The 17,164-nt window shown below is 68.0% G+C and carries 17 protein-coding genes; 3 read left to right on the top strand and 14 right to left on the bottom strand.

Annotation, left to right across the window (positions count from 1 at the left end; genetic code table 11):
- Window positions 1–113: 113 nt before the first annotated feature.
- On the bottom strand, window positions 114–581 hold the full coding sequence (locus NF4_RS32000) for a MerR family transcriptional regulator (protein ID WP_063131136.1): 468 nt from the start codon (window positions 579–581) through the stop codon (window positions 114–116).
- Window positions 578–922 (bottom strand): hypothetical protein, encoded by a 345-nt coding sequence (locus NF4_RS32005; RefSeq protein ID WP_063131137.1) that lies wholly within the window; start codon window positions 920–922, stop codon window positions 578–580. The genes NF4_RS32000 and NF4_RS32005 overlap by 4 nt, the downstream gene beginning before the upstream one ends.
- 240 nt (window positions 923–1,162) lie before the next feature.
- On the opposite strand from NF4_RS32005, the gene NF4_RS32010 reads away from it, so the two are divergent.
- Both NF4_RS32010 and NF4_RS32015 read left to right on the top strand, forming a co-directional pair.
- The gene (locus NF4_RS32010) at window positions 1,163–1,492 is read left to right on the top strand and encodes an ArsR/SmtB family transcription factor (RefSeq protein WP_063131138.1); all 330 of its coding nucleotides are present in this window, start codon (window positions 1,163–1,165) and stop codon (window positions 1,490–1,492) included.
- Complete coding sequence (locus tag NF4_RS32015) at window positions 1,489–2,217, top strand: cation efflux transmembrane domain-containing protein (RefSeq protein ID WP_063131139.1); 729 nt, start codon at window positions 1,489–1,491, stop codon at window positions 2,215–2,217. The genes NF4_RS32010 and NF4_RS32015 overlap by 4 nt, the downstream gene beginning before the upstream one ends.
- A 187-nt stretch (window positions 2,218–2,404) precedes the next feature.
- Here the strand turns inward: NF4_RS32015 and NF4_RS32020 are convergent, their stop codons facing one another.
- The 4 genes from NF4_RS32020 to NF4_RS32035 form a co-directional block, all read right to left on the bottom strand.
- Entirely contained in the window at window positions 2,405–3,241 is an 837-nt protein-coding gene (locus NF4_RS32020; protein ID WP_063131184.1) for an IclR family transcriptional regulator, read from the bottom strand.
- Between the two features lie 184 nt (window positions 3,242–3,425).
- Window positions 3,426–4,331, bottom strand: a complete 906-nt coding sequence (bphC, locus tag NF4_RS32025; protein WP_063131140.1) for a biphenyl-2,3-diol 1,2-dioxygenase — start codon at window positions 4,329–4,331, stop codon at window positions 3,426–3,428.
- A gap of 33 nt (window positions 4,332–4,364) precedes the next feature.
- Window positions 4,365–5,546, bottom strand: a complete 1,182-nt coding sequence (locus tag NF4_RS32030; protein ID WP_198165554.1) for an acyl-CoA dehydrogenase family protein — start codon at window positions 5,544–5,546, stop codon at window positions 4,365–4,367.
- A 57-nt stretch (window positions 5,547–5,603) separates the two neighbouring features.
- On the bottom strand, window positions 5,604–6,779 hold the full coding sequence (locus tag NF4_RS32035) for a 3-ketosteroid-9-alpha-monooxygenase, oxygenase component (protein ID WP_063131185.1): 1,176 nt from the start codon (window positions 6,777–6,779) through the stop codon (window positions 5,604–5,606).
- A 361-nt stretch (window positions 6,780–7,140) separates the two neighbouring features.
- Between NF4_RS32035 and NF4_RS32040 the strand changes: the two genes are divergently transcribed.
- Complete coding sequence (locus tag NF4_RS32040; protein ID WP_084533724.1) at window positions 7,141–8,439, top strand: TetR/AcrR family transcriptional regulator; 1,299 nt, start codon at window positions 7,141–7,143, stop codon at window positions 8,437–8,439.
- Between the two features lie 34 nt (window positions 8,440–8,473).
- Here NF4_RS32040 and NF4_RS38290 read toward each other — a convergent pair whose 3' ends face one another.
- The 8 genes from NF4_RS38290 to NF4_RS32080 form a co-directional block, all read right to left on the bottom strand.
- A complete protein-coding gene (locus NF4_RS38290) occupies window positions 8,474–9,193 on the bottom strand; it encodes a hypothetical protein (protein ID WP_063131142.1) in 720 nt (239 codons plus the stop codon).
- 13 nt (window positions 9,194–9,206) lie between these two features.
- Window positions 9,207–10,388, bottom strand: a complete 1,182-nt coding sequence (locus NF4_RS32050) for an MCE family protein (RefSeq protein WP_063131143.1) — start codon at window positions 10,386–10,388, stop codon at window positions 9,207–9,209.
- Window positions 10,385–11,548 carry an MCE family protein gene (locus NF4_RS32055; protein WP_439956789.1) on the bottom strand — a complete coding sequence of 388 codons (1,164 nt, stop codon included), beginning with the start codon at window positions 11,546–11,548 and terminating at the stop codon, window positions 10,385–10,387. Before NF4_RS32055 ends, NF4_RS32050 begins: the two co-directional genes overlap by 4 nt.
- 159 nt (window positions 11,549–11,707) lie before the next feature.
- Window positions 11,708–12,808 (bottom strand): MCE family protein, encoded by a 1,101-nt coding sequence (locus NF4_RS32060; protein ID WP_063131144.1) that lies wholly within the window; start codon window positions 12,806–12,808, stop codon window positions 11,708–11,710.
- A complete protein-coding gene (locus tag NF4_RS32065) occupies window positions 12,805–13,818 on the bottom strand; it encodes an MCE family protein (RefSeq protein ID WP_063131188.1) in 1,014 nt (337 codons plus the stop codon). Before NF4_RS32065 ends, NF4_RS32060 begins: the two co-directional genes overlap by 4 nt.
- Complete coding sequence (locus NF4_RS32070; protein WP_063131145.1) at window positions 13,818–14,840, bottom strand: MCE family protein; 1,023 nt, start codon at window positions 14,838–14,840, stop codon at window positions 13,818–13,820. Before NF4_RS32070 ends, NF4_RS32065 begins: the two co-directional genes overlap by 1 nt.
- The gene (locus NF4_RS32075; protein WP_063131189.1) at window positions 14,840–16,294 is read right to left on the bottom strand and encodes an MlaD family protein; all 1,455 of its coding nucleotides are present in this window, start codon (window positions 16,292–16,294) and stop codon (window positions 14,840–14,842) included. Before NF4_RS32075 ends, NF4_RS32070 begins: the two co-directional genes overlap by 1 nt.
- A 6-nt stretch (window positions 16,295–16,300) precedes the next feature.
- Complete coding sequence (locus NF4_RS32080) at window positions 16,301–17,164, bottom strand: ABC transporter permease (protein WP_063131146.1); 864 nt, start codon at window positions 17,162–17,164, stop codon at window positions 16,301–16,303.

A 17,164-nucleotide genomic window follows, 5' to 3' on the forward strand; every position in this document is an offset into this window, starting at 1 on the left:
CGCGGTGGGGGCGGCGCATCCGCAGCCCGAGCCCGCACACGCACCGACCACGCCGTCATCGACGTTGCGCTCCCGCTCCGATCGGCGCCCACCAGCGGCGCGACTTCGCGGACTCAGCACTCACAGCGACCCCCACCGGTGACGCCGCGGGCGGTGTCGGTGTCGGTGTCGGTGTCGGTGTCGAAAGGTACCGGGCAGCCCGGGCTTTCACTACACACGAGCAGGTCATCGCACCCGGCAGCCAGAGCCGCACCCAACGTGGCGCGCACCGCGGCCAACTCGGCGAGCTCGGCGTCGACCTCGGCCAGTTTCGCCGCGGCCCGGGCCTGCAGCCCGGTCGCGGTGCGGTGGCGCCCGAACCGGGTGGCGGCGAGCAGATCGGCGACCTCGTCGAGAGTGAATCCGAGCCGTTGGGCGGCCTTGATCACCCGCAGCACCGTGATGGCCCGCTGCGGGTACAGGCGGTGCCCGCCGAGGCTGCGATCGGGTTCGGCGAGCAGTCCGCGGCGTTCGTAGTAGCGCAGCGTCTGCGTGTTCACCCCGGCCGCGGCCGCGAGCTCACTGGTGCGCAGCGCGGTCACCGGGCACCACCGATCGCGGTACCGGCCCGGGCGGCGAACGCGTCGAGCACCTCGACATACGCGGCGGGGGCCTCGACTCCCATCACCAGGCCTTCGGTGGTGGGGTCGAAGTCGAAGGTGAAAAACGAACAACAGCGCGACTCCCGCGCCGCCAGCCCTCGCGCGTCCGGTTCGGCGGCGGGATCGAGCACGAGTTCGCGCCGGGCCGGGCCCGGGCGGCGGGCGCTGCGCGCGGAGTCGGCGAACAACCGGTCGAACTCGGCGACCCGGATCGGCTGCTCCACGGTGGGTAGCGTGCACGCATCCGGCGCCCACCCGGCACTACCAGCAGAAATCGTCATACGCCACGGTAAGCCTGTACCCCGGTACAGGATGCAACCACGACAACGTCCCCCTACCGGCGTCCATCGAAGGGGTGCATATGGACGATTACGGTGGGTAAATCATCGCTAACCAGCGATAATTCTGCGTATACGTGTCCAAGGAAACACTGGTTCACGAACACCCCACCGGAGGTGGATTCAGTAGACCTTGAAGGTTCATCATTTTCTGAATACAGATTTTGATGTACTGTCCGCGTCATGGAGACCGCAGTCCACACCGACGCGCTGGCGCGGTTCGGCCACGCCCTGTCCGACCCGACTCGCACCCGGATCCTATTGAGCCTGCGGCAGGCTCCGGGGTATCCGTCGGATCTGGCCGAGCAGATCGGGGTGACCCGGCAGATCCTGTCCAATCACCTCGCCTGCCTACGCGGGTGCGGACTCGTGGTCGCGGTACCGGAAGGCCGGCGCAGCCGTTATGAACTCGCCGATGCGCGGATCGCCGCGGCGCTGGGTGATCTGCTGGGTTTGGTGCTGGCGGTGGATCCGGCCTGCTGCCCGGACGCCGAGACCGAAGGCTGCTGCTGATGGCTTCGCTCGGCATGCCTTCGCTTCCGTCCGCGGTGACCGTCTCCGGGCCCGATCCGGATCGGAAGGCACTGCTGGCGCGGCGGATCCGCTGGTTCGTCGCCGCGACCATCACCTACAACGTGATCGAGGCGATCATCGCGCTCACCGAAGGCGCACGGGTGTCTTCGACCGCGTTGATCGGGTTCGGCCTGGATTCGGTGATCGAGGTGTCCTCGGCGGCCGCGGTGGCATGGCAGTTCGCCGGCCGCGACCCCGAAGCGCGGGAGAAGGTCGCACTGCGGATCATCGCTCTCTCCTTTTTCGCCCTCGCCCTCTACGTCACCGTCGACTCGATCCGGGCACTCTTCGGCCTCGGCGAAGCACAGCACTCCGCGATCGGCATCGGGTTGGCCGCAGCGAGTCTGGTGATCATGCCGGTGCTCTCGGCCGCCCAACGCCGCGCCGGTCGAGAACTCGGATCCGCCTCCGCGGTCGCCGATTCCAAACAGACCCTGCTGTGCACCCACCTCTCAGCAGTCCTGCTGGTGGGCCTGCTGCTCAACAGCCTGTTCGGGTGGTCGTGGGCCGACCCGATCGCCGCCCTGGTCATCGCCGCGATCGCAGCCAAAGAGGGTCGCAACGCCTGGAAGGGCGACACCTGCTGTCCGGTACCGGTCCCGACTCCGGAAGCCTCCCGGACCGGCGGTCGCGGCGGGCACGACTGCGACTGCTGCGAGGACTGATTCCACCACTCCCGAAAGGGCCCTCCGGATCGGCACCGCGGTGGGCCCCGGTCCGTCAGGGCTCTGTGAGTACTGCGCGAGGAATTCCGTCCCTGCCGCCGCCCGCCGTGGGCACAGTCACCGTCCCCGACCGGCTCTCTCTATCGAGCGCGCAGCGACGGGCCGCCCTCGGGTAGCACGACACCGGTCAGACGTACTGCAAGGCCGCCGTGGGGTGGGGCCTCGGCACCGATCCCAGCGGGCGGGACTGCTGCAGCGTGGGATGCACCCGGACCCGGCCGTCCTCGACATTGCGCCAGATCCCGAGCGCGGTCATCCGCACCGGCGCGGCCGTTCGGTGATCGAAGCTCATCCGGTCCACCGGCCCGCAGATCGATACCGCGGCCACCGCCTGACCGATCTCCCCGACGGGTGCCGCCACGCATCCGAATCCCGCCACTGATTCCTCGCGCTCGAAGGCGATACCGTGCGCGCGGACCTTGGCCAGTTCGGCCCGCAGTTGCGCGGCCGTGGCAATGGAGTACCGCGTCTTCGGCCGGACGGGGCCGGCACCGAACACATTGCCGCGCTCCCCGTCGGCGTAGGCGAGGATCGCTTTGCCCACCGCCGTACAGTGCGCGGGCTGGCGGCCCCCAACGCGGGTCGGTACCGCGCCCGCCAGCCGTCCGCCGACCTTGTCCAGGTACACCACATCCGTGCCGTCGAGCACGGCCAGATGCACCACGCAGCCGGTGGTGCGGTGCAGTTCGTGCAGGAAGGGCACCGCGGCGCGGTGCAGCCGGTCCTGGTGCACGGCCAGCGAGCCGAGTTCCATCAGCCGCAGGCCCAGTTCGTAGTCCCGGCCGTCGCGCCGCAACCAGCGCAGCTGTACGAGCCGCTCCAGGATGCGGTGCGCCGAGGACCGGGGTAGTCCGGTGCGCCGCACTATCTGGGCGAGCGTGAGGCGCCCCGGGCCCTCGAACGCGTCGAGAACCAGCGAGACGCGGTCGAGCACAGCGCTCGGGGTGGTGGCGTCGGCCTGCATAGTCATGAGCCCTCCATTGGGTCTACGAGCTGATGCCCAATCGAATATGCCGAATAGGCATATTCCTATTAGTAGCATCCTCTTGTGGCAGCTGTCACACAAATCGCAAAGGTTGGCCGAAAATCACGAACGGCCCCCCGGACCGAGCGCAACGCTCGGTCCGGGGGGCCGTTCTCCGCGGGCCCTACATCGCCGCCAGCGGTTCGCTACCGGACCAGTCGTGGCCCCAGTAGCTGTCCGCGGTGATCTCCTCCGCGGTGTAGTACTTCTCGTCGACCCGCATCCCCTCCGTGCCGAATTCGATATCCCAGCCGCCGGGGGCACGCACATAGAACGACACCATCTTGTCGTTGGTGTGCCGGCCCAGCGTCGAGGACACCGAGAACCCGTCCTTCGCCACCCGGTCCAGCGCCTGGCCCACCGCGTCGAGCGAATCGACCTCCACCATGATGTGCACCAACCCGGGCGCGCCGCCGTGCGGCGCGGGGCACAGCGCCAGGCTGTGGTGGCGTTCGTTCACGCCCAGGAAACGGATCCGCACCGGCCCGAACTCCGGCGGCGCCGGCACCCGGAACGCGCCGCGCGGCAGGAAACCGAGGACCTCGGTGTAGAACTCGAACGCACCACCCAGGTCCATGGTCGGCAGCACCACGTGCCCCAGGCCTTGGGCGCCCGTGACGAACCGGGCGCCGAACGGGGTCACCACCGGGCTGTGGTCGAGGACGGGGCCGTGGAACACCTCCAGCGTGGCGCCGGCGGGGTCGGTGAAGGTGATCGCCTCCTCCACCCGGCGGGCATCCGCGTCGGCCGGGGACAGCGATTCCACCGTGATGCCCGCTTTCGACACGGTCTCCCGCACCCGCCGCAGCGCCGCGTGGTCACGGACCTCCCAGCCGATCCGCACCACCTCGTCGCTCTCCCCGGCAACCACCACGATCCGCGCGGCCCGTTCGTCCATCCGCAGGTAGAGAGCGTTCTCGTCGGGTCCCGACCCCTCCGCGAAGCCGAGCACGTCGAAGGCGAACTGCCGCCAGCGCTCCATATTCGTGGTCTGGATCTGTACATAGCCGAGGCTCTTGATATCGGTCATTTCGTTCCTGTCGTTTTTCTCGTCCCCGGCCGGTCAGATCATCGAGCGCAGATGCTCGGCCGGATCGAATCCCATCGAGCTCAGCGCCGAGGCGTGGTAGACGGTGCTCGGTACATGGATGGCGTGGTTGAGGCCGGCGTGGGCGTCGCGCCAGTACCGCTGCAATGGTTTGTCCATTCGCAGCGCGTTACCGCCCGACCGGGCGAAGATCTGGTCCACGGCCATCACCGCCCGCCAGGCCGCCCGCACCTGGGTGCGGCGTCCGGCCGCGCGGAGCGCGAAATCCACCTCGCCACCGGATTCGACGATGCCCCAGATCCGGTCCACATTTGCCAGCAGTTCCTGGCGCGCGGCGTTGATATCGGCGGCGGCCTCGCTGATCGCGAACAGCACGTACGGATCGTCCTTGACCGCCGTCCCCTGCGCGCCCACCCGGCCGCGCTGATAGTCCAGATGCGCGGCCAGCGCACCCTCCGCGATGCCGATGACCGCCGCGCTGATACCCAGCGGGAACATCGTCGACCACGGCATCTTGTACAGCGTCTCGGTGACTCCGTATTCGCGCTGCGCGGTGCCGTCGATGACGTGGTCGCCGTTCATCACCCGGTAGGAGGGCACGAACGCGTCGCGTACGACGATGTCCTTGGAACCGGTGCCTTTCAGCCCCACCACGTTCCACGAGTCCTCGACGATCTCGTAATCGGCCCGGGGCAGGATCATGTGCAGCATCGTCGGCGGATCGGCGATTCCGCCCTGTGCGTCGCCGAGCATGGCGCCGAGGAAGATCCAGTCGCAGTGGTCGGTACCGGAACTGAACTGCCAGCGGCCGTTGAAGATATAGCCGCCGTCCACCGGGCGGGCGATACCGGTCGGCGCGTACGGCGACGCCATCCAGGTGTCGTTGTCGGCGCCCCACACTTCTTCCTGCACCCGCGGATCGGCGAAGGCCAGCTGCCAGGGATGAACCCCGACGATGCCGCAGATCCAGCCGGTGGCCGGGTCCAGCGCCGCCGCGGACATCACCGATTCGGCGAACTCCCGCGGATGCGCCTCGAACCCGCCGTACTTCTTCGGCTGCAACAAGCGGATCGCGCCGGCCGATTTCAGCAGTTTCGCGGTCGAATCCGGCAGCCGGCCGAGCCGTTCGGCCTCCGGGGCCTGGTCGCGCAGCTGGTCGGCGATCGCCGCGAGATTGTCGAGAACTCTGGTCATGATGGGTTCCTAGGTAACGCGCGCCGGGTGTTCACCCGGCGCGCACGAGGGATATTCGGGTCAGGCGGTGGTGTCGATTACCGCGCCGCGGGCGATGTTGTCCGCGACCTCCGCCTCCCAGCTGGTGACGGCGCGTTCGGTATCGATCTCGAATTCGAACCGTTTGGTCATGTCCTCGGTGATGTCCTCGACATCCACGTAGAACTGCTGGTACCAGCGGCGCAGCTGGTACACCGGCCCGTCCTCCTCGGAGAGCAGCGGATTGTCGATGGGCGCCTTGTTCTTCCAGATCTCGACGTCCTGTTCGAAACCCACCTCGACACCGCGCGCGAACTGCGCCGCCATCGCCTCGGCGTCGGAGTCCGACATGCCCTGGGGTTTCTTCACCATCGCGCCGTACTGCAGGACGAACGAATTCGACGTGACCGGGTAGTGGCAGTTGATCAGCACCGTCTCGATCGTCATGCCCTGCGCCTCGTTCCACAGCCAGTCGATCATGTAGGAGGGGCCGAAGTACGAGGCGTCCGAGCGCAGCGAGGAATTCGGATCGTCGTAGTTGGTGCCGACATTGATATCGCCGCGCGGTGTGGACCGCATGTACTGGGTCGCCACATGCCCTTCGAAAACGTTCTTGAAGTAGCGCGGGAAGGAGTAGTGGACGTAGAAGAAGTGGGCCATATCGACGACGTTGTCCACGATTTCCCGGCAGTTCGACCCCTCGACCAGCAGGGAGTTCCAGGTCCAGTCGGTCCACTCCGAGGTGCCGTAGCCCTCGATCTCCGGGACCGTCACCTCGTCGGTGGGTTTGCTGCCCTGCGGGTCGTGCCAGACGAACAGCTGACCGTTGCGTTCCAGCGTCGGCCAGGCCCGGGTACGAGCCAGCGGCGGTACCCGCCGGGCGTACGGGATCCCGGTGCACTTACCGTTGCCGCCCCAGCGCCAGTCGTGGAACGGGCAGGCGATGGAATCGCCTTTGACCGTCCCCTGGGCCAGGTTGCCGCCCATATGCCGGCAGTACGCGTCGAGCACGTGCAGCGTGTCGTCGGTCTCGGACCGGAACACCACCAGCGTGGTGCCGAATGCCTTGACCTCGTGCGGTTGCCCGTCCCGGAACGATTTCGCCAGGCCCAGGCAGTGCCAGCCGCGCGCGAACCGGGTCGGGGCCGCGGCCGCCTCGATCTGCCTGTATTCGTCTGTGCCGTGCTGGGGTCGCCCGTTCGGTGCAAGATCCGGCATCGGAACCTCCATGTTCCAGCGGAGTTGTGTGACTGCGCCGATAGTGACCTGGGGCACCGGGTCGACCCAGCCGCGTTCCCGGTCAGTGGACACGTTTCGGCGCCGCGATTGCGCCGGGTGCCGGGCCCGGCCGGAATCCCCGGTCACTTCGAGCGCCGCGGAACCTCGTATCCGGAACTCGGGGACACCGGTTTGTGCCATGGTTGTGTTCTCCCCTCGGGGAGTCCTCGTGCCCCCGGCCCCCGCGGCCACCCGGCGACGAGCCGGAAACCCGGGCCGGGCCGCGCACCGGCCGCCCGGAAGCGGCCCCTGAGCGGGGTGCGCGGCATTGTCGCTGGTTACCCGACGATAGGATTACGGAATGAGCGTCGACAATCGCCGGGTCCGGTCGTCCGCGCCGCCGGTGCGCGCGAACGGTCGCGACGATCCGGGCAGCGACGCCGCCACCGGGAAGAAGGAGAGTGCCGCGGCGGCTCGCCCCGTGCGGCGCCGGCCGAAGAACCGGCGGGCACAGATCGCGGCGGCCGCGGCCAACGCGTTCGGTTCGCTGGGGTATCACGGCGTGAGCATGGAGGACATCGCCGGCGGGCTCGGTATCAGTTCCGCCGCCCTGTACCGCCACTACCCCAGTAAGTACGCGCTGTTCCAGGAGGAATCGCTGCGGGTCGGCCAGGCCATGGCCGAATCGGTGCGGCTCGACGCCGATGCCGCGGCGGCCCCGCCCGAGCAGCGGTTGCGCACCGTGCTGGAAGCGCTCAGCACGGTCACGGTCGCCAACCGGGCCAGTGTGGCGCTGGTGCGCTGGGAAGGCCGCTACCTGGAGCCGGCGGACCGCGAGATCCGGGATGGTCAGCAGAACGCGGTGCTGGAGGCGCTGGGGACCCAGCTCGCCGCCTACCGTCCGCAGTTACGCGGTCAGGACCGCCAGGTGCTGGTGGTGGCCCTGCTGTCGGTGATCACCAGCATCGCCGATCACCATGCGACACTACCCACGAAAGCCCTGATCGGACTGCTGGTTTCCACCGCCATGGATCTCGCGGCGGTAACGCTGCCGGAACCGGGGGACGTCGAACCCGCCCGCCCGGTGGAAATCCCGGAATCGTTCAAGCACGAACTGCTGCTCCGCAAGGGTGTGGAACTCTTCCACGCTCGCGGATACCCGAATGTGAGCGTGGAGGACATCGCGACCGCGGCGGGCCTGTCCGCGGCGTCCGCGGTGTATCGCTTCTACCGCGGTAAGAGCGATCTGCTGGCCGCCGCCTTCCGGCGCGCCGCCGAACGCGTGTCCAGCGCGATCGGTCCCGCGGTGGCCGGGGCCGCCGGACCGCGCGAAGCGCTGGATTCGCTGATCCACCAGTATGTCGAGGGTTCATTCGCCGAACGGGAACTCACCTTCGTCTATTACACCGAATTCCAGCACGTACCCGCAGAGGAGCGCGCCGCCCTGCGCAATGTGCAGCGGCTGAGCGTGGAGGAGTGGGCGCGGCTGGTCCGGCAGGTGCGCCCCGAACTCTCCGGTCCGCAGGCACGTTTCCTCGTCCACGCGGCCTTCGCCCTCGTGGTCGACCTGGGCCGCGCGTTCGGCACGGTCGCGACCGCCTCGCAGGAGCGGGTCGCCCTGCTCATGCGGACAGTCCTGTACGGCCGGCCCGCCCACTAGCTCCCGGCGTGACCGGGCACGCCGCCGTACCCGGTCATGACGCCGGGCCGGGAGCGAGCGGGGTGATCATCTGATCGACCAGCCAGTGTCCGTCGATCTTCTGCATCCGCATCACCATGCTCAGCTGCCCCGGCGCGGGCTGCCCCCGGGTGCCGAGGCTGGTGATGGTCTGCCCGATCACCACCACGGTCTCGGCCGAATCCGCGTCGGCCTGTTTCACCGCGCACTGGATATCACCGGCGGTGGAGACCACCTGACCCGCGACGAGCGCCTCCCGCAGTTCGGCGGTGGTCGTCTCGAATTCCTTCTTCCAGTCGCCGGTGGCGCCCGCCGCCACAGCCGAGAAGTACGGGTCCAGATTCTTCGCGTCGTAGTTGGCGAGCACCGGAGCGTAGCGGCAGGCCGCCTGCCGCGCTTCCTCGTACGCGGCCAGGGTTTCGGATGTGTCCTGTTCCTGCACGTACAGATAGCCGGCCACCCCGACCGTGCCCAGCAGTACGACCGCGGCCGCGACGAGAACGGCGATCACCGGGCGGGTGATCCGGGCAGTGGAGCGCGGCTTCCCCGCACCTGTCCCGGTGCCCTCGTCGTCCGGATCGGTGACCTTACGCAACCGGTCCGCGCCGCCCTCCGGCACCGGCTCCGGGGCACTCGCGGCAGGCGCGGAATCCGCGGTACCGGGCGACGGGGTTTCCTCGTTCGCCGCCGCGGAATCCGCCGCGTCCCCGCCTACCACGGATTTGTCCTCACTCATGCTCGTCTACTCCTCAACGGCCCGGAATCGGGCGGGACAGTTCGTCACCGCTGACGCCGGGCGGTGGTCCGGCGGTGTTGTCGGGCACATTCGGCCGGGGTGCGTTGGCCGAACCACGTACCTGCAACGCCGGATCGTCGGTCACACAGTAGTTGTACAAGCGCACCCGGGTATCGGCCGTGCGCTCGGTCGGAACCAGCGGAATCGTGTTGTACTCGCAGGTGGGACGCGGCCAGATATCCACCAGCGTATGGAAGATTCCGTCGTGCACCGGCACGTTCAGCGCCGCGGTACCCGCCCGCAGCGCCGGGAACAGCGCCGCGATCGCCGGTTGCCGCAGTTTCGCGGCCCGGGTGATGGCCACGAAGTTGGTGACCAGGTTGGTGATCGGGTCCTGGGTCTCGGTGACGAAACCGCCCAGGGTGGCCAGCTGGCCGGGCGCGAGGTCCAGCAGTCGCCGCACTTCCTGGTCGGCCGCGGTGAGCTGCCGGAACAGCGCCCCCGCGGAACCGGTCAGGGTACCGAGGTCGGGTTGGGCGTACTGCGTGGTGTCGGCGATCACGGTCAGGTTCTCGATGAGCTGCCGGGTCTGCGGCAACAGGCCCTCCAGACCCGCCATGGCGCGACTGATGCCGGAGATCATATTGCGCAGCCGGTCCGGTCCGCCGGCCAGCGCCTTGTCCAGTTCGTCGACGATCACCGTGAGCCGCTCGGGATTGAGTCCGCTGATCATCGCGCTCATATTCGACAGCAGCGAATGCGTGGTCACCGGGATCCGGGTGCGCGCCACCTCGACCCGGTCACCGTCGCGCAGGTAGGGGCCGGTATCGGCGTCGGGCCGGAAGTCCAGGTACTGCTCGCCCACCGCCGAGAGCCGCCCGACCACCACGGTGCCGCCCACCGGAATGTCGATCGCGGAATCGATTTCGGCGACGGCCTCGATCCCGGTCTCCGAGACCCGGACCTCGGCGACCCGTCCCACCCGGGAGCCGCGGAAATTGACATCGTTGTCCGCGAGCAGCCCGCCGGATCCGGTCAGTTCCACCGTCACCCGGTAGGTGCTGTTGGGCAGCAGATTGATCCGCAGCACCTCGGCACCCAGATACCCGCACCCCACGATCAGCACCACCACCAGGCCGAGGTTCGCCACGCCGACCCGACGCCGGACCAGCCAGTTCCAGAGCGGGATGTTCATCGCGGGCCCTCCTGCGGCGCCGGGCCGGGCTGCGGCGGACTGGTCAGCCGGCCCTGGATCTTCTGCAGCACCTGCGTGAGGCTGCCGATGAAGGCCGGCACATCCGACCCGTCCGGTAGCCGGCTGCGCGACGGATCGGTCAGCGCGCCCACGCTCAGGTAGGAGACCCGGGCCGCGACGGCCAAGGTCGGGCCCTCGAAGGACTGTTCCAGGGACGGGTACAGCGCGTGCAGACCGTCCAGGGTCTGCCGCAGGTTGTCTCCCATCGCCGTGAAACCACCCATGAGCCGCCGGATGCTGTCGAACAGGCTGATGAATTCCGGGCTGGTGGTATCGCTGAAATCGCCCAGCGCCGACATGGTCACCGAGATCTTCTGGATCAGCGAGGTGATGTCCCGGTTGTTCTCCGCGACCAGCCCCAGCAGATCGGGGAAGGTGTCCGCGGCCAGACCCAATTCCTGTTTGCGCGCCGCGAGTTCGCCGGTGAGCACATTGACCCCGTGCAGCACACTGTCGATATCGGCGGTCCGGGTGTTCAGCGCGCTCAGCACCTGAGTCATCTCCGTGATCAGATGGCCCAATTGCGGCGCGCGGCCGGCGAACATCGAATCCATTTCGGCGGTGATCCGCGCCGCCTGGTTCAACCCCCCACCGTTGAGCAGCAGCGATACCGACATCATGAGTTCTTCCACTGAGGCGCCGGCGCCGGTGTGATCGGTATCGATCACATCGCCTTCGCCCAGCATCACCGCACCGGGTTCCGCCCGGGGCAGGGTCATGGCGACGAAGATATCGCCGAGCGGAGTCCCCTGCCGCAACTCCGCGGTGGTCCCGCGCGGTAACCGGATGTCCTCGCGGATGAGCATGTCCACATCGGCGACGAAATCGGTGGTGGAGATATCGGTGACCACCCCGATATCGGTGCCGCCGATCTTCACATGGGCCCGGTCGGGCAGGTTGAGCGCATCGGCGAACCGCACGCGCAGGGTGTACCCCGGCCCGCCGATACCCGGTTCCGGCATCGGCACGTTCTGCACCGTCAGCACCCCGCACCCCGGTACCGCCAGCACCGCCGCCGTCACGAGGCCCGCCAGTCGGGTCCCGCCCCGATGCCGGAGCGTCGAAGCGAAGCCCAGCGACCGAACACGTACAGCACCCACTTCCCGTCTCCTCCGAATGGTCAGCGTCCGTGGTCGGGGCCCGCCCCCGGTTCTGGAGCGACAGAGCGAAGGAGCGCAGCGACTGAGCGGCGGAGTGAAGAACCGGGGTCACAGGGCCCCGACCCGCGGCGCCGGAGGCGCGCAAATAGGCACAGCACTTCATTGCGTCATCCCCAGCAGTGCGGCGGTGATTCCGAAATCCGGCCCGAAATCCTGGATCCGGCCGGTGCGGCAGCCGTCGGAACGCATCTGCACCCGTTCACAGAAGGTGGACAGCACCTCGTTGTCGAGCAGTGCCTTGTCCAGCAGCGCGTGCACCCGGAACGCCTGGTGTTCGTGACTCACCCCGTTGGCCAGGTTCTCGAAGAACAGCGGGCCCACATCCACCAGTTCGGTCAGGCCACGGGCGTTGGCCCGCATCTGCGCGGTGATAGTGACGAATCGCTGCAACGCGCCGGCGAGCTGGTCACGGTTCTCCCCGACCAGCGTCGAGGTGTTGTTCACGAAATCGTTCAACTGGATCAGAACCGCGTGCAGACCCGGCGACTGATCCCCCATCAGCTGCACCAGTTCGGTGAGCCGGGCACTGAAATCGCGGACGGTTCGGTCATTCTGGGCGACCACCTGGGTGATCTCGTTCAGCTTGATGATGGTGTTGGCGATCTGGTCCTTGTTGGCGAAGGTCACCTCGAATGCGGCCGACAGATCGTCGAGGGTTTCACGCAACCGGTCGCCGTTACCCTCGAGCAGCGGAAACAGCACCCGGCTGGCCAGCGGCCCGGCCTCGCTGTCGCCTTTGAGGGCAGCGCCCAGCTGGTCGAAATTGTCCAGGATGCGGTCCAGTTCCACCGGGACCCGGGTGCGTTCCAGCGGAATATGCGCCCCGTCGACCAGTTTCGGGCCGGTACCGCTGTAGGCGGGGGCGAGTTCGACGTGGCGGTTGGTGATCAGCTGCGGCGAGATGAGCGCGGCCATGGCGTCGGCGGGTACGTCGACGTTCTTGTCCAAGGCCATGGTGACCTCGACGTAGCTGCCGCGCGGTGTCACGGTCTCGACCCGGCCCACCGGCACCCCGAGCACCGCGACCTCGTTCCCCGCGTACAGGCCGGCCACATTCTCGAAATCGGCGCTGATCCGGACGTGTTCGCCCAGATACTGTTCCGGTAGTCCCGCGATACTGTCGGGCAGAACCGAACAGCCCGCCGCGCACAGTCCGGCGATACCGGCCGCGAGCACCCGCGCGAGTATGCGTAGGTTCACTTTCCACACCCCTGTACGACCTGTGCGAAACACAGCCAGTTGTCCGGCAGGAACCAGGGCGCCCACACATCGGCGTAGGGCCCGTTGCCGATCACATTGTTGAACTGCCGCAGTGAGACCGGCAGGATCTCGTAGAGCCGGTCCAGGTTGTCCCGGTTCTTCTCCAGGCCCTGGGTCATCGTGTTCAGGTTCTGGATCAGCGGGCCGAGCTGCCCGTTGTTCTCCAGGCCCATATCGCGCAGCAGACCCGACAGCGCGGCGACATTATCCAGCAACCGGCGCAGCAGGTCCTGGCGCAGGGCCACCGCGTTACCGATCGCCTCACCGCGGGTGAGCAGCATCAGCACGCTGTTCTGATTGTCCGCGACCAGCTGCGAGACCTGGTCCATGCTCTGCAGCAGGGTGTCCACCTCGTCGCGCCGGGCATTGATCACCTTCGCCAGCGCGCCGATCGAATCCAGCGCGGTCACCGCGAGTTCCGGGGAATCACCCATCTGCCGGGAGAAGACGTCCAGCGCCTGCCGCAGTTTGTCCGGGTCGATGCGCTCGATCCGCTCGAACGACGAGGTGTACTTCGGGTCCTGGATGACCTTGGCCAGGTTGTACGGAACCGAGGTGTTGGCCAGCGGGATCCGGCCGTCCGCCGATTCCTCGCCCGAGCCGGGCACCAGTTCGATATGCATGCGGCCGAGAATGGTCGACATCTCGATCGCGGCACGTGCGTCGGCGGCCACCCGGATATCGCGGCTGATCTTCATCACGACCTCGACCTTGTCGCCGGCCAGGCGCACCGAACGCACCTCGCCGACCTCGATCCCGGAGACGTCCACCGTCGCGCCCGCGCGCATCCCGGCCGCCTGCGCGAATTCCGCGGTCACGGTCTTGTCGCCGAGCCGCAACTGAGAGAGCACACTCGAACCGACGACCAGCGCGGCCACCGCGGCGGCGGCGAGCAGCCCCTGCCACAGGAACCGGTTCTTCGCGAAGGCCGGACGACGCAACCGGGCCATCAGCGGCACACCTCCGTCTGCGAATCGCCGCCGATCCGGGAGAACAGGCCCGGCGGCAACAGCACACCCCACAGCGAGACGTCCAGATTGCAGATATAGGCGTTGCCGTAGGCGCCGTAGCCGGTGAAGCGGGCCAGGCCGTTGAGTACGTTCGGCAGTTCGACCGCGGCCTGATCCAGGGCGGCGCCGTTGAACAGCAGCAGTTCCACCGCGGTGGTGGCCTGGTCCTGGGCGGAGGCGATATCGGGTTTGACCGAGCCGATCAGCGCGGTCAGCGAATCGGTGGAATACGCCACCTGATCCACCGAACTCTTCAGCGTCTCCCCCTCGGCGTACAGCGCGTCCATCAGGCCTCTCGTCTGGGTGATCAGTGTCTCCAACTCCTGGCTGCGATTGGCCAGCCCGGCGATCACACTGCTGAGGTTGGTGATCACCGCGCCGAGGATCTCGTCGCGCTGCCCGAAAGTGTTCGCCAGTTCCGCCGCCTGGGTGATCAGCGCGCTCAGCGAGACGCCGTCACCCTGCAGGACCTGGATCAGGGTGTCCGACAGCGAATTGACCTGGTCGGGCTGGAGCACGCTGAACAGCGGTTCGAATCCGGACAGCAGCGCCGACACATCGAAGGACGGTTCGGTGCGCTCGACGGGGATATGCGAACCGGCCGGTATCTCGGTGCCCTGCTCCTGGCCCGGCAGCAGCGCGATATAACGCTGACCGATCAGGTTCTGGTACCGCACCAGCGCTTTGGTGGTATCGGTGAGCCGCTGCCGGGCCTCGATTCGCAGGACCAGCCGGGCCTTGTAATCGTCCTCGAATTCGAGCGAATCGACCCGGCCCACCCGTACCCCGGCCATGCGCACATCGTCGCCGACCCGCACCCCCATCACATCGGTGAAGGTGGCCGAATAGGTCTCGGTCTCCCCCGGCACCGACCGTTGCAGCGTCGACCAGATGGTGAAGGTGAGCACGATCGCTACCACGGCGAAGATACTGAAACCGGCAATTGTCCGCGCCAGGCGCATCAGGCCTCCCCGTCGGAGTAGATATCGATCGTGCCGCCCGCGAGTATCGGCGTGAGCAGCAGCAGTTCGGCCGCGGTGGGTTGTCTGCCGAGCAGCGCGGCGACGGCGGCGTGACCGCGCAATTGCGCGATCGGCGCCCCGGCAGGAGCCGGTTGGCCGGGCACTGCCGGCGCCGCCTCGGGCGCCGGCGCGGTCGGAGAAGTGGGGAACAGCGGCGTGGTGATCCCAGGGATGACCGGCAGCCCGGGTAGCACCGGCAGCCCGGGCAGCAGCGGCACAGCCGGCGTCGGTGCCGGTATCCCCGGGATCTGCGGCTGCGGTTTCGGTCCCGCTCCCTCGACCCAGCCGGGCAGCAGGGTGGCCGGATACTCCTGCGGCGGTGCGGTCTGCGGTACCGAGGGCCCACCGCAGCGCGGGCCGGTCATCTCGCCGTAGCGCGGGCAATCCTTCGCCGTGTACTGCTGGAACGGCGTGAACGATACGTCCAGGCTCCAGCGCATCTGTCGCTGCGCACCCCAGCCGAAGGCGCCCGAGAGCTTGCCGAGGGCCGCGTTGAGGTTGGCCACCGCGGTGGGGATCGCCTCCGGGTCCTGCGCCAGCGACCCGAAGAGTCCGTCGAGGCCGGGCACCAGGTCCTTGGCCGCGTCGGGATTACGGGCGAACAGCTCGTTCACCGAGTCCACCGCGCCACCGGCGTTGGCCAGCATGGTGATGAGATTCTCGCGGCGTTCGGTGAGGGTGCGGGCGGTGGTGACCGATTCCGAGAGCACACCGACGAGTTCGGGCGCCGACCGGCTCAGCGCCGTGGTCGCCCGGCCCAGGTCACCGAGCAGATCGCCGACCCCGTCGATATGCCGGACCTCGGTGACCCATTTGTCCAGCCGCTCGATCGTCGACCCCGGCGCCCGGGCGCCGGGGTCCAGCGCTTCGGAGAAGGTCGCCAGAACCCGGCCGAGCTTCTCCGGCTGGATATTGTCCAGCACGTTCCGCAGCACGGTGAGCGTCGTCTGCAACTGCACCGTTCCGGCGCTGCTGTCCTCGGGAATTTTCGCGCCCGCGGCCAACCGCCCGGGCGCGGCACCGTTGTCCACGAGCTCGATTCCGGTGACGCCGAACAGGTTGTTCGGAATCACCCGGGCGGTGACGGTATCGGGAATGGTCGGCGCGATCCGGGGGTCGAGATCGATCCGGACCTGCTGCCGTTGCCCGGCGGCCACCACGTCCACGTCGGTCACCGCGCCCACCACCATGCCCCGGAACTTCACGTCGGCGCGCTCGGGCAACCCGTCACCGGTGCTGGTGAGCACCGCGTCGACCGGCACCCGGTCCTCGAACCGGCCGGTGTAGCGCAGGCCGAGCAGGCCCAGCAGCACCGCCACCAGCGTGATCATCGCCAGACCGGCCACCGTCATATGCCACGGGCGCGGCCCGCGCCCACTGTGATCGATGAACATCGCCACCTACCCCGAAATCCGGAACCCGGGGTCGATACCCCAGATGGCCAAGGTCAGGAAAAGATTCGCGAAAACCATCACGACGATCACCATCTTGATCGCCTGCCCGGCCGCCACCCCGACGCCTTCGGGCCCGCCGGTGGCGAAGAATCCGTAGTAGCACTGGATGTAGGTCGCCAGCAGTACGAACACCACGACCTTGAGCAGCGAGAAGAAGAGGTCCGGTCCGAGGAGGAACTGGAAGAAGTAGTGGTCGTAGGTACCCGCCGAGGTGCCGCCCAGCAGCAGCACCGACAGTTTCGTGGCCAGATACGCGACCGCCAGTCCCACGCTGTACAGCGGGATGATGGTGACGGTGGCCGCGATCATCCGGGTGCTCACCAGATACGGCAGCGGCCGGATGGCGATGGATTCCAGCGCGTCGATCTCCTCGGCGATCCGCATGGACCCCAGTTGCGCGGTGAATCGGCAGCCAGCCTGGATCGCGAACGCGAGGGTGGCAAGAATCGGCGCTAACTCCCGGGTGGTCGCGAAGCCGGAAATGGCCCCGGTGAGCGGGCCCATGGTCAGCAGGTTCAGCGCGCTGAAAGCCTCCATGCCCACGGTGATCCCGCCGAAACCGCACAGGATGATCACCACACCGACGGTCCCGCCGCCCACGACGAGCGAACCGTTGCCCCATCCCACGTCGGCGGTCAGCCGCAGCACTTCCTTGCGATAGTGCTTCAGCACGAACGGGATCGCGACCAGCGCCTGGACGAAGGTGATGCCCTGGTGACCGAGACGGCGGTTGGCCGCGATGGGCACCGCCGCCGCCGAGGTCACCATCCGGACCGGTTTGAGCACCGGTGGCGTGTACGGAGTGCCCAC

It is taken from the genome of Nocardia fusca NBRC 14340, from assembly GCF_001618425.1.
Classification (GTDB): domain Bacteria; phylum Actinomycetota; class Actinomycetes; order Mycobacteriales; family Mycobacteriaceae; genus Nocardia; species Nocardia fusca.

Excerpts from the sequence above, each read along its gene's own strand:
- NF4_RS32005 (WP_063131137.1), bottom strand. The coding sequence starts at position 922 with ATGACGATTTCTGCTGGTAGTGCCGGGTGGGCGCCGGATGCGTGCACG.
- NF4_RS32075 (WP_063131189.1), bottom strand. The coding sequence starts at position 16,294 with ATGTTCATCGATCACAGTGGGCGCGGGCCGCGCCCGTGGCATATGACG.
- NF4_RS38290 (WP_063131142.1), bottom strand. The coding sequence starts at position 9,193 with ATGAGTGAGGACAAATCCGTGGTAGGCGGGGACGCGGCGGATTCCGCG.
- NF4_RS32050 (WP_063131143.1), bottom strand. The coding sequence starts at position 10,388 with ATGAACATCCCGCTCTGGAACTGGCTGGTCCGGCGTCGGGTCGGCGTG.
- bphC (WP_063131140.1), bottom strand. The coding sequence starts at position 4,331 with ATGACCGATATCAAGAGCCTCGGCTATGTACAGATCCAGACCACGAAT.
- NF4_RS32065 (WP_063131188.1), bottom strand. The coding sequence starts at position 13,818 with ATGGCCCGGTTGCGTCGTCCGGCCTTCGCGAAGAACCGGTTCCTGTGG.
- NF4_RS32035 (WP_063131185.1), bottom strand. The coding sequence starts at position 6,779 with ATGCCGGATCTTGCACCGAACGGGCGACCCCAGCACGGCACAGACGAA.
- NF4_RS32010 (WP_063131138.1), top strand. The coding sequence starts at position 1,163 with ATGGAGACCGCAGTCCACACCGACGCGCTGGCGCGGTTCGGCCACGCC.
- NF4_RS32070 (WP_063131145.1), bottom strand. The coding sequence starts at position 14,840 with ATGCGCCTGGCGCGGACAATTGCCGGTTTCAGTATCTTCGCCGTGGTA.
- NF4_RS32020 (WP_063131184.1), bottom strand. The coding sequence starts at position 3,241 with ATGCAGGCCGACGCCACCACCCCGAGCGCTGTGCTCGACCGCGTCTCG.
- NF4_RS32040 (WP_084533724.1), top strand. The coding sequence starts at position 7,141 with ATGAGCGTCGACAATCGCCGGGTCCGGTCGTCCGCGCCGCCGGTGCGC.